Genomic DNA, 18610 nt, shown 5'->3' with positions numbered 1-18610 from the left:
GTGAAGGGAGCCGGTATCAGGCAGTTCTTCCGAAATTCCCGCTCTTTTGTACTTGGGGCGGGAATCGGTTCAGGCATGACCGCACGAGCGGCCGAACGGGCGGGCGCAGATTTCGTACTTGCGCTCAATGCGGGCCGTTTTCGTGCGATGGGCGGCTCCTCGCCTGCATCCATTCTTCCAATCCGCAATTGCAACGAGTTCGTGGCCAGCTTTGGACGGACCGAAATCCTGCCTAGCACGAAACTGCCCGTATTCTTCGGTGCCTGCACGTTCGATCCGCAGCTCGATCTTGACCGCTGGCTCGATCGGATCATCAGATGGGGGTTTTCCGGAGTCACCAACTTTCCGTCAGTCATACACATCGATGACTACCGGAGGTCGTTGCTCGAGAAGTGCGGCCTTGGTTACGCTCGAGAGACCGAGCTTCTGGTGAAGGCCGCAAAACGCGGCCTGATGACCATCGCCTATACGCGCACCCAAGCCGAGGCCAGGCGCATGGTTGAAGCGGGTGCTGAGGCGATCTGCATCAACTTCAATCTAAACCGCGGTGTCGAAAGCACGTCGGACCCGTCGATCAGCCTGTCGGAGCTTGCAGCACGCACCAGTGCTGTTGCGCGCGTTGCTCAATCCATCGACAAGAGTGCCATCTGCCTGCTTGGCGGCGGACCGATTACAAAGCCCGACGAATTGTTGGATATCTGCCGAGAGACGGGTATCCAAGGTTTCATCGGAGGCTCTTCGCTGGACCGCGTGCCGTTGGAGATGTCCGTCCTTGAGGTGACCTCGGGCTTCAAAACCATCCACTTATTGCGGGAGAAGGTCGATCTGCTTGAACGGCAGCTCCAGTTGAGCGGATTCAGGCACGGGGTCATCGCGCAGGCGTCTTCGATGAAGCGCATCCTCGAGACGACAAAACGCTTGGCCGCCAACCCCAATCCAGTGCTTGTCTGGGGCGAAGCCGGCTCGGGGAAACGAAGAATAGCAGGTCTCGTACTCGCCTTTAGCGATCGCAAGCACGCCAAGGCGGCGCTGTTCCAGTGCCGGCCAGGCCCCGCGATCGATACGCTGGGAGCGTTGTTTGGCGCCGAGCGCGATGAGACCAGAAGGCGCCAATTGTCGCTCCTGGAAACGTCAAGCGATGGTGCGGTCTTGCTGCTGCATGTGGACCAGCTTTCGCGCGAGGGGCAGGAGCGTCTTGCCGATTACCTCGAGACTGGCGGTTTCACACCTTTGAACGGTATCGCGGTTGTCCGCTCCACGGCGCGGATCATCGCGACCGCCACCGTCTCCCGGGGGGCTGGCCTTGAAACTGTGTTATGTCCCCGGCTGCTCGCTTTGTTTGCGGGACTCGATATTGAGCTCCCTTCCTTGCCAGACCGGCTCGAGGATCTTCCGCAGCTGATTCAACACTTTACGGTCGAGGCGAAGGGAGATTCGAGGGCCCAGACGCTTGCAATTGAAAATTCAGCATTCCTGGCGCTCGCCGGTCATGACTGGCCGGGCAATTTGCGGGAATTGCGCCAGATCGTAAACCAGCTCGTGAGCCTGCGGCAAACCCACATCACGGCCGATGTGCTAAGACCGCTTCTGGATGCCCAGTCACATGCCAAGCCCTCGGCTTCGCTCTCCGAACGCGAGTGGATCATTGAAGGCCTGAAAAGAAACCGGCTTCACCGAGGCAAGACCGCCCGCTCTCTCGGGCTTTCAAGAAAAACGCTATATAACAAAATCAAGAAGCTGCGGATCCTCGAATAGCGCTGCGCTTCTCACGTTGGAAGTGGCCGCCTTGAAGCGGTTGCCTCCAGGAGCGCGAACTTCGGTACCGGGGACCCCTGAGGTCCAAGGCTTACCAGCCCCATGTCGGTTCCAATCGTCAGAGCGAGCGCCTCCGGGGGCAAATAGACCACGCCATCCAGTTGCGAACCTAACCGCCGCTCCGCCGCCGTGACGTCCGACTCGTTGGCGGCCGCGAACAACGCCTTGAACCCGAGGCTTGCGAACCATTCCATGCGCCGAAGCTCGAGCTCCTGTCCGGTGTCGACGGGCACGCCTCCGCTCGACCGTTCAAGTATCGACGCAGGTGGAAAGTTTATGATCCCGGTGATCTCAGCATTTTTCAACAAGTCGGCGAAATCCTCCCAGCATGCAAAGGGATCGATCATGACGATCGCCGCATAAGCAGGAACGGGCGTCCTCTTTTTGATAGTGTGCAAGTCCCGCAATAGGCAGTTGTTCCAGTCGATGACAGGCAGGGTCGCCATGACGAGCATAGCGTCCTCAGGAAGGCTGCGCAGCGACGGGGCATAGATCTGCAGGGACATGCCGCGGCGAACCAAGAGGTCTGTGGCAAGTTTGCCGATAATTGTCGCTCTCACGGCTTCTACCCAATCTTACCCATTTACGCGCTTCGTCGATCTTATACCCGGTTTGGGCCCGGTCTAGACCACCTGCTGTCACAAATGGTCCGGGAGGACAACCGTGTCTCACCATTGCGCGGACGGCCAGAGGTCGGTCCGGGATGGTCATCTATTCGAGCCAGCAACTGCGGCCTTGGGCGCGGTCGCGGTCGTGGCCACAATGGACACCAAGGGGAAGGAAGCCTCTTTCCTTGCGGATGTCATCAAGGGACAAGGCAGAAGTACCGTCCAGATCGATATTGGCACGTCCGCCAATCGGAATCTGGCGCGGCCAGCTGACGGTGCGGGAGCGCGCCTGGCGTCACCAGCCGAGCTCCTGAAAGAGATAGCCGCCACTACGCGCACGCGAGTTGCCGGGCTCCTGGCCTCCGGCGAGATCAGCGCGATCGTGGCGATTGCGGGAGGCAAGGGGAGCGCTGTTTTCGGCGAGATCGCGTCTGATTTGCCTTATGGCTTTCCGAAGCTGCTGGTGACGAGTGCGCGGCCAGCGCTCCTCGCTGAACTCGCGACCCATCACGACATCGTCCTGTACCCAACGCTGGTCGATCTCTTCGGTATCAACGCGTTCACGGCACGAGTGCTGGAGAATGCAGGGCGGGCTATTTCCGCCATGCATTATCAACCCAGCAAGCGTGAACGCGAGAGGAAGGTCGTTGCGATCACGGCCTTCGGCGTGACGACGCCTGCAGCAAATCAGTGCGTGTCCCTGCTTGCCGATGCCGGCCTGCACGCGATCGTGTTTCCGGCCAACGGAGCCGGTGGCCGGAAAATGGAGCAGCTGATCGCTGCCGGCGAATTCGATGCCGTGATCGATCTGACTACAACGGAGTTGGCCGATGAACTCGTGGGAGGCACAGCCAGCGCCGGCCCCGATCGGCTCAAGGCGGCCTCGCACCAACAGATCCCGCAAGTCATCGCACCCGGCGCGGTTGACATGGTTAATTTCGGCCCGCCCTCCAGCGTACCCGATCAATTCCGAAACCGCCGGTTCTACTCCCATACTCCTTACACGACACTGATGCGTACGACGCCTGCCGAGAATGCCAGTATCGGCGAGCTTACGGCCGAGCGGCTGTCGCAGGCCCAGGGGCCTGCCATCGTGCTTTGGCCAGCCAAAGGCGTGTCGGACTACGACCGGGAGGGCGGCGTATTTCGTGACACGGAAGCCGACCAGGCCTGGCTGCAGGCAATCAAGACCAGTCTCCGGCCAGAGATCGCGGTCCGCGAACTCAGCTGCCACATCAACGACCCCGAATTTGCCGAGGCCGCCGTGACGTGGATCCTCGAGCACTTGGACCTGGGAGGTCTATTTCGTGCGAATATTTGATCGAGCGGAAATTGTTTCGAGGATCGCAAGCCAAGTCGCGGACCGAAAAGCGATTCTCGCCGCGGCCAGCAGCTGTGGGTTGGTCGCAAAATGTGCTGCGCTCGGAGGGGCCGATATGCTGGTGGTCTACAGCACGGGTCTCTCGCGGCTCATGGGCCTTCCCACCAGTCGCATCGGTGATTCCAATGACCGAACGTTGGAGCTCGCTGCGGAAATCCGCAACGTCGTATCTTCTGTGCCGGTGATTGGCGGCGTTGAAGCTTGGGATCCTCTCCGGCTTGATCTTGATGCTCTTCTGGACAAGTTCTCTGCTGCTGGCTTCTCCGGCGTGATCAACTACCCGACCATCTCCACCATGGGAGAAAAATGGCGTGACCGCCGCGGTCGTGTAGGGCTCGGCTTCGAGCGCGAGGTCGAGATGATTGCGACTGCCCGCAAGAAGAACATCTTCTCGCTCGCCTACGTAGCGAGCCCTGACGACGCCAAAGCCATGGCGAGTAGCGGAGCGGACTGCATTGTCCCTCATGTCGGCGCTACCCGGGGCGGGCTCGTGGGCCACGAGGAAGGACAGTCGATCCAGGAGGCGATCAGGCGCATCAACGAGATCAACGCGGCAGCCAAGGGGGTCCGATCGGATATCATTCTCCTCTGCCACGGTGGGGCAATCGCCGAGCCACAGGATACGTATGAAGTTTACCGCTCGACCGAATGTGTCGGCTTCGTTGGCGCCTCCTCCATCGAACGGATTCCAATCGAACGTGCAGTGAAGGCAGCGGCAGAGGAATTTAAAGCCGTTCCTCTGCCGCAGCAAAACTGATGTTCATCGCAAATAAAAAAGAGGCTGGAATGAACGAGCCAATCAGCCAATCAGGCAAGCAGAACAAGGTGACGCTCTCCCGAGCGGGCAGATCGGCGGATGATAGGGAAGCCGATGTCCTCGTGATCGGTAGCGGCGCAGCCGGTCTGTCAGCCGCCCTCTATGCGGCGAAGGCTGGACTTCGAGTGACCGTCTGTGAAAAATCTCCGCGACTTGGCGGAACGACGGCTCTCTCAAACGGCATGATCTGGATTCCCTGCTCGCCCCAGGCGCGGTCCGCAAAAATCGAGGACTCGTTTGCCAAGGCCCGGACCTATCTTCAGCATGAGCTGGGCAATTACTACCGGCCAGACCTCATCGAAGCCTATCTGGAGGACGGTCCAACCGCGCTTGCTTCGCTCGAGAACGGGACAGAGGTCAAGTTCACACTGGCCTCAGCGCCCGATTATCACTCGAGCCAAGTCGGCGGCGTAGACAAGGGCCGGGCACTCAGCCCTGCCCCCTACGATGCGCGCCTTCTCGGCAAAGACTTCAATCTCATCGGGGATCCCATTCGTGTTGTACTCGGAGGGATGATGATCTCGTCCGGCGAGGTCCGAAGCTTCCTGAATCCGTTTCAATCCTTCTCGTCCCTCAAGCACGTCCTGCGCCGCGTCAGCCGCTACGCACGGGATCGCTTGAGCTATAGGCGCGGCACGGAATTCAGTGGAGGCAACGCGTTGATCGCTCGCTTGCTGGTGAGCTTGCGCAAGCTCAATGTCGAAATATGGCCGGCGTCTACTCTTCTTGAACTCATCAAGGAGGATGGGCGCGTCACGGGGGCAATCATCAAACACGCCAATTCCGAGCTTCGCGTGCGTGCTTCCCATGGCGTCGTCCTCGCAACCGGCGGCTTCGCGCGCAACGCCCAGCTGAGAGCCGAGCTGAGCGGACCGCATCAGCATGACGACACCCTGGCTCATCCCGATGTCACCGGCGATGGCATTGAGCTTGCAACGAAGGTCGGAGCCGCAGTCGATAAGGATGTCGCGTCCGCAGGGTTCTGGACACCAGTATCGATTCTCAAGACCAGGAGCAGCTCACAAGTTGTCCCGTATGGCTGGCTCGATCGGGGGCGTCCCGGCGTCATCGCGGTCGCGCCGAACGGGCGCCGATTCGTAAATGAGTCCAACTCCTACCATGACATTTGCCTGGCGATGTTCGCAAACGGATACCCCGCAGACAAGCGGTTCTATTTCGTCTGTGATTACGATTTCGTTCGCCTCAGAGGCATGGGACATCTGTTGCCGTGGCCATGGACGCTGAGCATCCGGAAATACGCGCGGCTTGGATATATCAAGGTGGGCCGAACAATCCCAGAGCTTGCCAGGGAAATCGGACTCGACCCAGCCGAGCTCGAGAGAACGATCGAGGAGCACAACGCCCACGCCGCCACAGGGATCGATCCACTCTTCAAGCGTGGTGAGTCGGCCTTCAACCGCACGCTTGGGGATCCATCGGTCGGAGCAAAGAACCCAAATCTCGGACCGATCCGAAAGGGCCCCTTCATTGCGCTGCCGATCGTTCCGGCAACGCTCGGCACTGCGTCGGGCCTCGCAACCGATAGCTGCGGTAAAGTTCTGGACGCACAGCGCAAGCCGATCCCTGGTCTCTACGCCTGCGGCAACGACATGACTTCGCCAATGCGCGGAATCTACCCGGGAGCAGGGATCACAATCGGTCCCGCGATCGTCTTCAGCTACCGTGCTGTGGCGGATATCCTCGCCGCCTCCAATACCGAGAAACGAGTGGCTTCCTAAAGGGAGGATTGAGATTGCCGCCCTGCGATCGCGGAAATTTTGCCGATGCTTGCGGTTCCGTTCGAGCGGGGCGGCGACGTGCCGAAGGGCGCTATAAGTGTGAGCCGATAGTCTTGATGCTAGGCCGTCAGAAAAGGGGGAGGCCGTCGCGGCACTGTGATCTGCGCGACTTCGTTGTCTCTTCGGATACCAGTCCTTGTTGTGAATCATGATGATGAGCCGCGATAATCTCAGCTTGCTCTTTCCGACTGCCGATGACGCGGCTTTGCACGAGGCCGCCATTGCGCCCATTGAACAGCGGAGTGTCCTCGTTAACGGCGAAATGCGGGACTGGATAGGGCCGGTCAAGAACGTTCTGTCTCCCGTGATGGTCCGCGGAAGTAATGGCGGGTTGACGCAGATGCGGATCGGCAGCCATCCGTCCGGCGACGTCGCGACGGCGATAACCGCACTCGACGCTGCGGTTGCTGCATACGACAGCGGGCGCGGCGCGTGGCCCACCATGCGTGTTTCAGAGCGCATCCTGGCGATGCAAAGATTTCTCGCCGGAATGTGTGCGCGCCGCGCCGAAGTCACACGGCTTATCATGTGGGAGATTGGCAAAACGCTCGCGGATTCAGAAAAGGAATTTGACCGCACAGTGGACTACGTCCGGCAAACAATCGACGCGGTGCGCAATCTCGACAATGCCAACTCGCGGTTTGAAATCGTTGAAGGAGTGATTGCCCTGATACGCCGAACGCCACTCGGCGTTGTCCTCTGCATGGGGCCATACAACTATCCCCTGAATGAAACTTTCGCGACGCTCATTCCGGCGTTGATCATGGGCAATTGCGTCGTCTTCAAGCCGCCCCGACACGGCGTTCTCTTGTTCGAACCGCTGCTGGAGGTGTTCCGGGCCGCGTTCCCGCCTGGAGTAGTCAACTTCGCCTACGGTGAAGGCGCGGAAATCGTCCCGACACTTCTTGAGACCGGCCAAATCAATGTCCTTACGCTAATCGGCTCGAGCCGAGTGGCCGACCACCTTAAAAAACTCCACCCAAAAACCAACCGTCTGCGTGCCATTCTCGGTCTCGACGCAAAGAACGCGGCGATCGTTATGCCTGATGCTGATATCGCACTCGCAGCAAAGGAATGCCTACTAGGCGCGCTCTCATTCAATGGACAGCGCTGTACGGCCCTGAAGATGCTGCTCGTGCACCGCGATGTCGCTGATTCGTTCATATCGGCGCTACAAGCGGAGCTCGCCCAACTAAAAATCGGTATGCCCTGGGCGCCAGACGTGACTCTGACGCCCTTGCCAAGTGTCGAGAAAGTAAACCAGATGAGCGCGCTTCTAGATGACGCCGTAACGAAGGGCGCCCGTATTCTCAACGCCGGCGGGGGTACGGCCGTAGGCACTCTTTTCTATCCCGCAGTCGTCTATCCTGTGGGGCCGTCCATGCGGCTCTTTCGGGAGGAGCAGTTCGGACCACTCATCCCCATGTCGAACTTCGAGGATGTCGACCTCGCGCTTGATTACGTGGCCACCTCTGAACATGGCCAGCAGGTAAGCTTGTTCGCCCGCGACCCCGACGTGATCGGTCGCATGTCGGATGTCCTGGTCAATCAAGTCTGCCGCGTCAACTTGAACTGTCAATGTCAGCGTGGGCCGGACGTGTTTCCCTTCACGGGCAGGAAGGATGCGGCCGAAGGCACCTTGTCGGTCACGGATGCGCTACGTTCGTTTTCCATTCGATCGATGGTGGCCGCGAAGTATACGAGCCCATCGCGCGAGATTCTGAATACCATCGTCGAGGGACGGCATTCCAATTTCGTTCACACTGGTTTCATCCTCTAACTAGGGGATCCAAGATGCGTCGCTCTCGCTTTGCCAAAATTGTAGCAACGGTGGGGCCGGCGACGGCCGCACCCGAGATGATCCGCTCTCTTTATTTTTCAGGTGCGGACACGTTCCGGCTCAATTTCAGTCACGGATCGCATGATGACCATGCGGGGGTTCTTGCGTCGATCCGGCGGCTTGAACACGAGGTCGGCACGCCAATCGGCGTGCTGCAGGATTTGCAAGGACCGAAGCTTCGCATCGGCTCATTAGATGGCGGAAAGCTGATGCTGAATGCGGGCGAAACGGTCCGCTTTTCGCTCGACGGAGGAGGGGACGGAAAACAATCCATTCCCCTGCCTCATCCCGAAATCTTCGCAGCCGTCCATCCCGGCCAAGACGTCCTGATCGATGACGGCCGAGTGCGTCTAAGTGTTGTTAGTCCCGGCGACAAGGAGATCGTCGCGAGAGTTGTCGTGGGCGGCGTGATCCGTGACCACAAAGGGGTAAACCTCCCAGGTGCACTCCTTGATATATCCCCCTTGACCCATAAGGATCGCACCGACTTAGCCTTCGGCCTTGAACTTGGCGTCGACTGGGTCGCTCTGTCGTTCGTTCAAAGACCATCGGACCTCCTCGAAGCACGTTCCCTGATCGGTGAAGCTGCAGGTCTGATAGCCAAGATCGAGACGCCCATGGCGCTCGAATGTATCGGCGATATCATTGCCCTGTCGGACGGCATTATGGTCGCGCGCGGCGATCTTGGTGTTGAGATCCCGCTCGAGGAGGTGCCTCCGCGACAGAAGGAGCTCGTTCGCGCCTGTCGGCTTGCCGCCAAGCCCGTGATCGTCGCAACGCAGATGCTGGATTCGATGACGGCTATGCCGACGCCGACGCGCGCGGAAGCGTCCGATGTCGCGACCGCCATCTACGATGGTGCCGACGCTGTCATGCTTTCTGCTGAATCGGCGAGCGGAGCCTATCCCATCGAGGCGGTTACCATGATGGACAGAATCATCAAAAGCACCGAGCGGCATCATCTCTATCGGTCGCTTCTCGACGCCTCGCAGGTCGGTGAGGAAATCACGCCTCCTCATGCGGTTGCGGCCGCGGGCGCGGATCTGGCGGCCGCCATTGATGCGAGGGCGATCATCGGGTTCACCGCAAGCGGGACCACCGCCGCTCGTATCGCGCGTAGAAGGCCGCTGGTCCCGATTCTCGCTCTTACGCCAGACGAGAGGGTCGCGGGGCGCATGAGCTTGCTGTGGGGGGTACACAGCATTGTTGCAGCCGACCCCTCCAGCTCCGATGACATCACGCAAATAGCGGCGGCGACGGCGCGCAAGGAAGGCTACGCCGAGCCGGGTGATTTAGCGATCGTGATCTCCGGAGTGCCATTTGGACTGAGGGGCGCAACCAACAATCTCCGTGTTGCCGCTTGCTAAGGTCACGTAATGCGATCCGCTGGCAGGCCGGCTTGTCTGCTTCCTCCCTAGACTAAGCCGCTGTTGGAGCAATCCAGCAGCGGCGATCTTTTGAGGCGGCAATCTCAATGGTCGATCGCCAGGAAGTGTCAAAAGCGACTCATCTCGTGTTTTACAGTATTCCAGCAAGATGTCTTCGTCATTTAAGTGGGTATCTAATTCTAATCGAGACGATATGATGCCGGACGTGCGCGCGTTCCTGGTGCTCTGGGCGCAAGCCTTCAACGCTCACGACGTAGACAAGCTGGCGGCCTTGTACGCACGTGACGCGCTACTGTACGGTACATCGAGCTCGAAGCTCTATTCGGGTGCTGAAGAGATTCGAACCTATTTCCGTCGGACGCATACAGTGGAATTTGAAGCTTGGCGTTCTGCGAGATTGGCCGCCAACCTCGTTCTGGTGGTGGGCAATTATGTCTTTTCCCAATCTTCCACGGATCACATAGCGGCGACACCGGCTCGTTTCACCTTCGTGCTGAGCCACAAAGACGATGCGTGGCAGATCTTGCATCATCATTCGTCCGCAGCCCCTGACTAGTCGATCTGTAAAATTTGCCCGCGACGAGGATGTGTTCGAACAACACATCCAATCCGCTTTGCGTCATCTCGCCTCGCTTGACGTGCGGGAGTGAACCTCCAGGCAGCAACTTTGGACTCTGCATCAGGGGTACCGCAATCCACGGCTCTTGAGCGAGCGTGGTTGGCTACCTGTCGCGGTGATCTTGGATCGCTTCTATTCCGACAGCTTCTGGATTGTAAACGCGAGAGCCAAATCTCGGTGCCAGCAGTTCGCTGTGTTAGTACACAAATGATCGATTCCCCGGTAGGACTAATAATTGTCGCGCTGAATGCGCATTATTCCCGCATAAATTGCTTCTTTTTTCGGCGATTTTTGTAGGATGAATTACTCAAAATTACCCAGTTTTGAGCGCGGGCTCGGTGACTCGGCTGCACCAAGCATATTTTGTTGAAATATTAGTGACGAGCCACCGCAGAGCGGCCTCACACATACGAATAGCCCACCTCGAGGAGGAAAGCCCAGTGTCAATCGTCCCGCCTACACCAGCGCAGTTGCGAGATGTCGCAGGGCAATGCGGTCTTTCACTTTCCGATGAAGACCTTGTCTCCTTCCGCGGCCTTATCAAGGGGGCGCTTGAAGCCTACAACTATGTCGACGCCGTTCCCGACGAATTGCCTGCGGTGAAGTATCCTCGCACGCCGGGATATCAGCCGAGAGCCGAGGAGAACCCGCACAACGCCTGGTATCGAAAGACGAGGGTGCTGGGGGCGCCTAGTGGGAAGCTCAAGGGAAAGACAGTCGCGCTGAAAGACAACATCATGCTCGCCGGGGTGCCCATGATGAACGGCTCGGCGACGCTCGAAGGATTTGTTCCTGAAATCGATGCGACCATTGTCAGTCGGATGTTGGACGCGGGCGCCGAAATTGCAGGCAAAGTCCACTGCGAATGCTTTTGCACATCCGGCGGCAGCCATACCGGTGCGCTCGGACCCGTGCACAATCCTCACAAGATGGGCTACTCCGCAGGAGGCTCGTCTTCGGGCTCCGGGGTTGTCGTTGCCCTTGGCGAAGTCGATATGGCGATCGGCGGCGATCAGGGCGGTTCAATACGCATGCCCTCGTCCTTTTGCGGAATCTACGGCATGAAGCCGACTTGGGGCTTGGTCCCCTATACCGGCATCATGCCCAATGAAATGACGCTGGATCACACCGGTCCGATGACCGCAACAGTCGCCGACAACGCATTGTTGCTTGAAGTGATTGCTGGAGACGACGGTTACGATCCGCGCATCAAGGCGCCGAAGGTCGAAGACTACACCAAAGCGCTCGGCCAAAGTATCAGTGGATTGAAGATCGGCGTTCTGAAGGAGGGCTTTGAGCAACCCGGAGCGGAGGCGACTGTCAACAGAAGCGTTCGTGAAGCCGCCAAGCGCTTCAAAGATCTCGGCGCCTCGGTAGAGACAGTGTCAGTGCCGATGCACCTCCAGGGAGCCGCAATCTGGACGCCGATCGGTACCGAGGGCGCGACACAGACCATGATGTTCGGCGACGGCTATGGTACCAGCCGATCGGACCTCTTTTCACTGTCGCTCATGGACTTTCATCGCGGCTGGCGGCGGAAAGCGAATTCCCTGTCCGAGCAGGCGAAGCTGTTCCTGATGCTCGGCACATACATCAATAACAATTATGGGCCGCGATTTTACGGCAAGGCGGTCAACATATCTCGCCGCCTGAGGGCGGCATACGACAACACGCTTAAGGATTACGATCTTCTTCTAATGCCAACGACGCCGATGAAGGCGACCCAGCTTCCTCCGCAGGATGTCAGCCGAGAGGACTATATCGCGCGCGCGACTGAGATGTTCACCAATACCGCTCCGTTCAACTTCACGCACCATCCCGCTATGTCGCTGCCCTGCGGAATGGTGGATGGCCTGCCAGTGGGTTTGATGCTTGTTGGTCGTCACTTCGAGGAGACGACCATCTATAGGGCGGCGCATGCGTTCGAGCAGATTGGCGACTGGAAACAAATGTAGAAGCAATGGGACGGGTGACGCCGAAGCTGTCCCGCCATGATCAATACCACAACCTTAGATGTGACGAGGGAAAGTCGCGCGTGCGAGCACGCGGCGTAAGAGATGACTCGTCAATTTTCTCACGCCAAACGCGATATCGAGAGATGACGGCGCCTGCACGCGGATTGCGGGCTCTTTGAGAGACGATCGAGGTTTGAAACGAGTAGAGGAGGGAACTAATGCGCAACTTGTCTGCCTACTTTTTTGCAACAGCCGCTCTGTTGGCGTCGTTTACAGCCGCAAGGGCCGAAGATGTCCTGTCCGAGGTCTCCACGCTGGAGAACGAGTATTTCAACAACTGGTCGCAAGGTGCCGAGCAGGCGGCGAAAGCGCTCGGTTTAAATTACCGCATCCTTTCGGGAAAGGGTGATGCCGCCAAGCAAATCGAAATCTACGAAGCTCAGTTCGCGGCGGGCGTCAAAATTACATTCGGCGAGAATCTGGTCGCTGCAAACATCAAGCCCATCGTCGAGATGGCGAAAAAGGCAGGAGCAGTGCACGTTGCTGTCTGGGAATCTCTGCCGGGCTTTCATCCTTTGGACGGTGGGACCGACAACTATGCCTTCGCGACCTTCTTCACGCCGGACGACGTCGACAACAGCTATAGAATAGCAAAGCTGCTTTTCGACAAGATCGGCGGAAAAGGCAACGTCGTTCATATCACAGGCTTTCCCGGGGTCGATGCGGACATCGCCAGAACCGCAGGCTTCGAAAAGGCCCTCGCTGGATACCCGAACATCAAGGTCGTCGCCCGCCAGCCAGGAAAATGGAACCAGGTCGACTCCCGCAAGGTCATGGAAGACCTGCTGGTGGCACATTCCAAGATCGATGCGGTATTCGGTCAGAACGACTCGATCGCACTCGGAGCCATGCAGGCCGTTGAAGATGCTGGTATGCACATCCCGATCACAGGGCTTGACGGCAACGGCGAAACCCTGAAGCTGGTGAAGGAGGGCCGAATTCTTGCTACCATGGGCTTTACGCCACAGTGGCAGGCCGGTTTCGCACTTGTGCGGGCGTACGACGCCTCCAAGGGGTTCAAGCCGAGTCCGTGCGAACGCATGATGTACACGGGGGCGACGCTGATTACGGCTGCGAATGTCGACAAGTATCAGGCGTTTCTTGCAGGGGAAAAGCTGCCCTTCGACTGGAAGAAAATGTCGCGCGCGCTCCATCCCAACGATTGGGACCCTCAAAACTACGTCTGGCCGATCGACGTGAAGACCTATTGGGGAAGCCGTATGCCCGCCGGTTACAACCTTCCGAAGCCATATCAGGAAGCCTTCGACGCGGGTTGTGTGGGGAAGCTGACGGCGGAGTATAAGGACCACTACAAGCAGCGAATTCCCGAGTAAAATGACGCCTGGATGCCTCCCTTCTCGAGGGAGGCATCCCTCCAAGAAAATGCTCAATCGGATCGCAAAATGTTGCAGGCATGGCAGGTCGGGCGTGGGGATGGCGAGCTAGCGCGGCGCATCGTAACCATTTCGGTGTTTGCTGTCGCATGCGCGGCCATCGGCTTGGCGGCCCCCTCATTTTTGACCGTGGGAAACCTGAGGGCGATTGAGTTATCCAGTTCTGTCCTCTTGGTTGCATCGGTCGGTGCGACTTTCGTCATTTTGATGGGCTCCATTGACCTTTCGATCGGAGCGATCGCGAGCTTCTGTGGCATGCTGGTTGCGCGGATGGCGCCGGACTTCGGTTTCTGGTCAATTCCCATTGTTTGTCTGGTGGGCCTGTCCTGTGGTGTGATCAACGGGCTCGTCTACGTCTACCTCAGGATCCCCTCCATCCTGGTGACGCTTGCAACCGCAACCACTCTCTCGGGTGCCGTCCTCTTTGTCTCTGATGGCCGTTCGCTGACGGTATCTGATGCCGCCGTGATCGACATCGCTCAGGGCGCATGGCTGAATGTGATTCCCAATGCGGTCCTGATTTCCCTCGTCATCTATATGGCTGCAGTCGTTCTAGGGGCGCGCACTCGGTTTGGCCGTATGACGCTTGCACTTGGAAGTGACGAGCAAACAGCCGCTCTTGTTGGAGTGAAGGTCAATACGATCAAAATACAGGCGTTTGCGTTGTCCGGCCTCCTGGGGGGTTTTGCCGGAGCGTTATTGGCCGCGCGTCTTGGATCCGCCACAGCGACAATGGGCAGCTTCATGACTCTGGACACCATTACCGCGGTGGTCGTCGGCGGTACTGCGATTACCGGAGGATTCGGCAACGTGCGCCTGACGATTCTTGGGGTGCTTTTCACGACGACTCTTTCGAATGGTCTGAACACGCTTGCGCTCGCGCCTCATCTGCAGGCGATCATCCAGGGGGTCGTCATACTGTTCGCTGTTCTCCTCAACACGAAGCGTGTGAGCGCGGAGGACGTGAGATGATGGCAGTACGCAATCCAATCTTCGCGATGCGAGGCGGATCCAAGAGCTTTAACGGCATTTGGGTCGTGGAAGGAGTTGATCTTCAGATTTTTCCAAACGAGATTGTCGGCATCGCAGGTGAAAATGGGGCGGGAAAATCCACGACCCTCAAAATGATCGCTGGCATCCATCCCCCGAATGGGGGCGAGATGGAGTTATTCGGTAAACCGTTCAAGCCCCTCCGTTACACCCAGGCCGTCGAGGCCGGGATCTCGATGGTGTTCCAGGAGCAGGCCCTTATTCCCAGCCTTTCCGTCTATGAAAATATCTTTCTGTCGCTCGAAGTCAATTTTACCAACCGGCTGGCCCTCGTTGATCGAAAAGCGATGATTGCCTACAGCGAACGGCATCTGAAAGACTTGGGTCTTGCGCACATCGACCCACGTCGGCGGACGAGTGACTACGCCTTCCACGACCGGCAGATGATCGAGATTGCCAAAGCCTTTGCATTGGCTGAGTACTTCCACATTGACCACCCTATCATCCTGCTTGACGAACCGACCGCGGCCATCGGTGAGCGCGAAGTCAGGCTTCTCTTCGACTCGATCCGCCAATTCCGTGCGCGCGCATCCTTCGTTCTTATCACTCACAGGCTTTCCGAATACATAGAGCTGTGCGATCGCATCTATGTCTTCAAAGATGGTCGAAACGTGGGTGAGTTTGCCGGAGAACGGATTTCCGAGCAGAACCTGCACATGGCGATGGTGGGGCGAATCCGGGATGAGGAGTACTTCAAGGAAAAGCGCCAGCTGGACGTCACCGAAGCGCCGATTGTGATTTCGGCGAATGGGCTTGAGGGCGATAACGTCAGGAACGTCAGTTTCGATGTTCGAAAAGGCGAGATCGTCGGACTTGGCGGACTGGTTGGATGCGGCAAAGAGGCCGTTGGAAGGGCAGTTGTCGGATTTGATCCGTTTCCGGCAGCCGGCACCGTCGAGGTGAACGGAAAAGTCCTGCCCCTTCGGAGGCGTGGCAAGGCCGCCATCGCAAATGGCGTAGGCTTCGTCCCCAAGGAACGAAAGACCGAAGGCATCGTACCTTACATGTCAGTCGAAGCGAACATTTCTCTGGCTTCGCTGCCCCTCGTCTCCCGGCTGACTGGAATCATATCGGCAGCGCGAGAACGGTCTTTAGCGCAGAAGCACGTCAATGGCTTACGGATTCGATGCAGCGGGCCGACGCAACTCTGCCAATTCCTCTCTGGCGGAAACCAGCAGAAGGTCGTGCTGGCAAAATGGCTGGCGCGAGGGGTACAGGTTCTGGTGCTCGACAATCCTACCCGTGGTGTTGATGTCGGCGCAAAAGAGGAGATCTACGGTGTCCTCAGGGATCTGACGGATCAGGGAGCAGCCATTCTTCTGATATCGGACGATCTGCTCGAGCTCATCGGTTTGTCAAACCGGATTCTGGTGATGCGCGATGGCGAGATCCAGTTCGAGCGGGACGCGCCTGCCAATGATAAACCGACGGAGCAGGAACTTGTCAGGCACATGGTCTGAGACAAAGGCGCGTAGATCGAGATTGCGACTCGAGGCTACAATGGAGATCGCGAGGCAGTTTGTTCAGCGTCACCGCGCGATCATAAATCCAGGTGGCCCCGCGCTTCTGCTGCTGACGATGGTCATCGTTTTCACAGCCATCAATCCTCGCTTCCTGAGCTGGATAAACCTTTTCAATCTGATGAGACAGTCCTCCATCCTGCTCATCGTGGCGACCGGCATCACCTTTGTCATTCTCACGGGAGCAATCGACCTTTCCGTCGGCGCGATCGTGACCTTCGTGGCAATCTCCTCGGCAGTTCTGATCCGGGATTTCGGGTTCAGCGCCGCTGCGATCCTGTTTGCTGCTTCCGTCATCGGGGCGCTTTGCGGCCTTTTCAACGCCATTTTGGTGCTGCGCCTGCGGATCCCGTCCTTTGTCGCCACCCTCAGCACCATGACCATCATTGGGGGCATTTCCACCTGGATCAGTGGCGGAGTGAACGTGTTTTTTCGCAGTCCGGATCTCACATGGGTCGCATCCGGTGCAATGATCGGGCGCATTCCAAACTCGGGAATTCTGGCGCTTCTGATATTTGCGGTCGCCTCTTTTATCGGTGCGAGAAGCCATTTCGGGCGATCTCTGTTTGCAATTGGAGGGGGAGGAGTGACGGCTCGGCTTTCGGGCATCGATGTTCTTCGCACGAAAGCAATCGCGTTCGTCGCATCCGGAATGCTCTGCGGAATTGCAGGCTTGTTGCTTGTCGCGCGAACCTCGACCGGAACCGCCCGGATGGGGGATGACCTTTTGCTTCAGGCGATCGCAGCTGTGGTCATGGGCGGCACCGCTCTTTCAGGCGGTTCAGGAGGCGTGCATCGAACGCTAATCGGGGTGTTGGTGATTGCCGTTCTGCAAAATGGCTTAAACATCGCAGGGGTGCATACCTACATCCAGATCATGGTGACGGGCCTTATCGTCATCCTGGCCGTGACAGTCACGCTCGATCGATCACGGCTTGCCTTCATCAAGTAGACGGGATCTGTTCCGGTATTGAGCGAGTCAATTGGGCGGCTTCCTTGCACAGGCTTCCCTTTCAGGCTTTATCTTGTTTTATGGGAGTGCGAGTGGTGTCCGAACAGCGCCCATGGACATCTCGGAACGTAAACGAGGGCTATGAAGGTGCTACTGGCGAAGCGGTTCGTCTCTGGACATTCTTCGTCGATGCAGAGTCCAATAGCGGCGAGAGGTCTCGCGCATCATTTTATCAATACCGTTACTGCGAACGGCACCAGGAAGGATGTCACAAGGGCATTCAGGCCCATGCCAAGGCTTGAGAACACACCAGCGATCTCATCAACCTGGAAAGCGCGTGCGGTGCCGATGCCGTGCGCCGCGATGCCTGCGGCAAAGCCTCGAGCCCGAAAATCGATGATGCCTGTCCAGTTCATCAAGGGGGTCACGATGATGGCGCCCATGATACCAGTGAGAATGACTGCGACAGCAGTCACCGACGGATCCGCATGTAGCGTTTCGCTGATTCCCATTGCAACGCCGGCCGTGAGTGACTTTGGCGCAAGAGACAGGATAGTTTCGAGGGGAAGCCCGGCGGCCTCGGCAAGAAGGACCACAGATGTGACAGCTGTAACGGAGCCGGCAACCAGGGCGGTCAGCATCGGAACGATCGCCGCGGTGACCAGCTTGCGATTTTCATAGAGAGGCACGGCGAGCGCGACGGTTGCAGGCCCCAGCAGAAAATGTACGAACTGCGCACCAGCGAAGTAGGTTGTGTAGGAGGTACCCGTCAGAAGCAGAAACAAGCCGATGATCCACATCGCATGCAACACAGGGTTGCCGAGTGGATGACGGCGCGTTGCAACTGATACCGCGTCGGTTATTGCGTAGACCAGCAAAGTGATTGTCAGCCAAAGTAAGGGGGATTGCGACAGATAGACCCAGAGCGAAAACGGATCTTCCTTCATCGAGCGTCCTCTCGGCTTGTGAAGCGACTGACAATCTGGAACGTCAGCACGGTCGCGAGCAAGGTCACAGTCACCGACACCATAAGAATGCAAATGATGCCTATGCCATGCGCAGCGAGCAGATCAAGTTTCTGCACGACCCCAACGCCGGCTGGCACAAAAAGGAGCGACAGGTGAGTCAACAGTCCCTTGCTGACATTCTGCACGCTATTATCCCGAAACGGTCCTCGGGCCATCATCACGAAGCGGTCGCGGGCAAGCAGCATGATCAGCAAGAGGAGGAGACCAAGCACAGGCCCTGGCAACGGTAAGCTCAGACCTTGCACAATGACCTCGCCGATGAGTTGGCAGAGGAGGACAACAGTGAGACTCGCGATCATGAACGACCCTTACGATAAATCGCATCAAGTAGTTGAGGACCTGACGCATAATCCACAGCCTCCGGCAAAGCGCGATGCATCGTGG

At 58.1% G+C, this 18610-nt stretch carries 15 protein-coding genes; 12 read left to right on the top strand and 3 right to left on the bottom strand.

The features are described 5' to 3' along the window. Nucleotides 1-1755: a phosphoenolpyruvate hydrolase family protein gene (locus tag I6F17_RS37915; protein WP_225125235.1), complete on the top strand. Its 1755-nt coding sequence runs from the start codon at nucleotides 1-3 to the stop codon at nucleotides 1753-1755. Nucleotides 1756-1766: 11 nt separating this feature from the next. Here I6F17_RS37915 and I6F17_RS08475 read toward each other — a convergent pair whose 3' ends face one another. Then, nucleotides 1767-2321, bottom strand: coding sequence for a hypothetical protein (locus tag I6F17_RS08475; RefSeq protein ID WP_225125236.1), 555 nt, complete (start codon nucleotides 2319-2321; stop codon nucleotides 1767-1769). 157 nt (nucleotides 2322-2478) lie between these two features. On the opposite strand from I6F17_RS08475, the gene I6F17_RS08470 reads away from it, so the two are divergent. The 11 genes from I6F17_RS08470 (at nucleotide 2479) to I6F17_RS08420 (ending at nucleotide 17198) form a co-directional block, all read left to right on the top strand. Further along, nucleotides 2479-3744, top strand: coding sequence for a Tm-1-like ATP-binding domain-containing protein (locus tag I6F17_RS08470; protein ID WP_225125237.1), 1266 nt, complete (start codon nucleotides 2479-2481; stop codon nucleotides 3742-3744). Beyond that, on the top strand, nucleotides 3731-4561 hold the full coding sequence (locus I6F17_RS08465; RefSeq protein ID WP_051056930.1) for a phosphoenolpyruvate hydrolase family protein: 831 nt from the start codon (nucleotides 3731-3733) through the stop codon (nucleotides 4559-4561). Before I6F17_RS08470 ends, I6F17_RS08465 begins: the two co-directional genes overlap by 14 nt. Nucleotides 4562-4590: 29 nt before the next feature. Further along, a complete protein-coding gene (locus I6F17_RS08460; protein WP_225133359.1) occupies nucleotides 4591-6360 on the top strand; it encodes an FAD-dependent oxidoreductase in 1770 nt (589 codons plus the stop codon). Between the two features lie 208 nt (nucleotides 6361-6568). Further along, nucleotides 6569-8200: an NADP-dependent glyceraldehyde-3-phosphate dehydrogenase gene (locus tag I6F17_RS08455; protein WP_225125239.1), complete on the top strand. Its 1632-nt coding sequence runs from the start codon at nucleotides 6569-6571 to the stop codon at nucleotides 8198-8200. 14 nt (nucleotides 8201-8214) lie between these two features. Further along, nucleotides 8215-9627, top strand: a complete 1413-nt coding sequence (gene pyk, locus I6F17_RS08450) for a pyruvate kinase (RefSeq protein ID WP_225125240.1) — start codon at nucleotides 8215-8217, stop codon at nucleotides 9625-9627. A gap of 214 nt (nucleotides 9628-9841) precedes the next feature. Then, complete coding sequence (locus tag I6F17_RS08445) at nucleotides 9842-10204, top strand: SgcJ/EcaC family oxidoreductase (RefSeq protein ID WP_036008279.1); 363 nt, start codon at nucleotides 9842-9844, stop codon at nucleotides 10202-10204. Between the two features lie 503 nt (nucleotides 10205-10707). After that, the gene (locus I6F17_RS08440) at nucleotides 10708-12222 is read left to right on the top strand and encodes an amidase (RefSeq protein WP_225125242.1); all 1515 of its coding nucleotides are present in this window, start codon (nucleotides 10708-10710) and stop codon (nucleotides 12220-12222) included. 218 nt (nucleotides 12223-12440) lie between these two features. Then, nucleotides 12441-13616 carry a sugar ABC transporter substrate-binding protein gene (locus I6F17_RS08435; protein ID WP_225125244.1) on the top strand — a complete coding sequence of 392 codons (1176 nt, stop codon included), beginning with the start codon at nucleotides 12441-12443 and terminating at the stop codon, nucleotides 13614-13616. 69 nt (nucleotides 13617-13685) lie between these two features. Beyond that, nucleotides 13686-14648, top strand: a complete 963-nt coding sequence (locus I6F17_RS08430) for an ABC transporter permease (protein ID WP_225125245.1) — start codon at nucleotides 13686-13688, stop codon at nucleotides 14646-14648. Further along, on the top strand, nucleotides 14645-16186 hold the full coding sequence (locus I6F17_RS08425) for a sugar ABC transporter ATP-binding protein (RefSeq protein WP_225125247.1): 1542 nt from the start codon (nucleotides 14645-14647) through the stop codon (nucleotides 16184-16186). The genes I6F17_RS08430 and I6F17_RS08425 overlap by 4 nt, the downstream gene beginning before the upstream one ends. A 40-nt stretch (nucleotides 16187-16226) precedes the next feature. Further along, nucleotides 16227-17198, top strand: coding sequence for an ABC transporter permease (locus tag I6F17_RS08420; protein ID WP_225125249.1), 972 nt, complete (start codon nucleotides 16227-16229; stop codon nucleotides 17196-17198). 224 nt (nucleotides 17199-17422) lie between these two features. Here the strand turns inward: I6F17_RS08420 and I6F17_RS08415 are convergent, their stop codons facing one another. Next, nucleotides 17423-18145 (bottom strand): LrgB family protein, encoded by a 723-nt coding sequence (locus tag I6F17_RS08415; protein WP_225125251.1) that lies wholly within the window; start codon nucleotides 18143-18145, stop codon nucleotides 17423-17425. Continuing rightward, entirely contained in the window at nucleotides 18142-18525 is a 384-nt protein-coding gene (locus I6F17_RS08410) for a CidA/LrgA family protein (RefSeq protein WP_225125261.1), read from the bottom strand. Before I6F17_RS08410 ends, I6F17_RS08415 begins: the two co-directional genes overlap by 4 nt. Between the last annotated feature and the right edge of the window lie 85 nt (nucleotides 18526-18610).

The sequence above is a fragment of the Bradyrhizobium sp. NBAIM18 genome, from assembly GCF_020193825.1.
GTDB classification, from domain to species: domain Bacteria; phylum Pseudomonadota; class Alphaproteobacteria; order Rhizobiales; family Xanthobacteraceae; genus Bradyrhizobium; species Bradyrhizobium yuanmingense.
The sequence above is the reverse complement of the archived record's forward strand: the minus strand, read 5'-3'. Positions and strand labels throughout refer to the sequence as shown.

Excerpts from the sequence above, each read along its gene's own strand:
- I6F17_RS08430 (WP_225125245.1), top strand. The coding sequence starts at position 13,686 with ATGTTGCAGGCATGGCAGGTCGGGCGTGGGGATGGCGAGCTAGCGCGG.
- I6F17_RS08475 (WP_225125236.1), bottom strand. The coding sequence starts at position 2,321 with ATGTCCCTGCAGATCTATGCCCCGTCGCTGCGCAGCCTTCCTGAGGAC.
- I6F17_RS08460 (WP_225133359.1), top strand. The coding sequence starts at position 4,591 with ATGAACGAGCCAATCAGCCAATCAGGCAAGCAGAACAAGGTGACGCTC.
- I6F17_RS08445 (WP_036008279.1), top strand. The coding sequence starts at position 9,842 with ATGATGCCGGACGTGCGCGCGTTCCTGGTGCTCTGGGCGCAAGCCTTC.
- I6F17_RS08435 (WP_225125244.1), top strand. The coding sequence starts at position 12,441 with ATGCGCAACTTGTCTGCCTACTTTTTTGCAACAGCCGCTCTGTTGGCG.
- I6F17_RS08420 (WP_225125249.1), top strand. The coding sequence starts at position 16,227 with ATGGAGATCGCGAGGCAGTTTGTTCAGCGTCACCGCGCGATCATAAAT.
- pyk (WP_225125240.1), top strand. The coding sequence starts at position 8,215 with ATGCGTCGCTCTCGCTTTGCCAAAATTGTAGCAACGGTGGGGCCGGCG.
- I6F17_RS08455 (WP_225125239.1), top strand. The coding sequence starts at position 6,569 with ATGATGATGAGCCGCGATAATCTCAGCTTGCTCTTTCCGACTGCCGAT.
- I6F17_RS08425 (WP_225125247.1), top strand. The coding sequence starts at position 14,645 with ATGATGGCAGTACGCAATCCAATCTTCGCGATGCGAGGCGGATCCAAG.
- I6F17_RS08410 (WP_225125261.1), bottom strand. The coding sequence starts at position 18,525 with ATGATCGCGAGTCTCACTGTTGTCCTCCTCTGCCAACTCATCGGCGAG.
- I6F17_RS08415 (WP_225125251.1), bottom strand. The coding sequence starts at position 18,145 with ATGAAGGAAGATCCGTTTTCGCTCTGGGTCTATCTGTCGCAATCCCCC.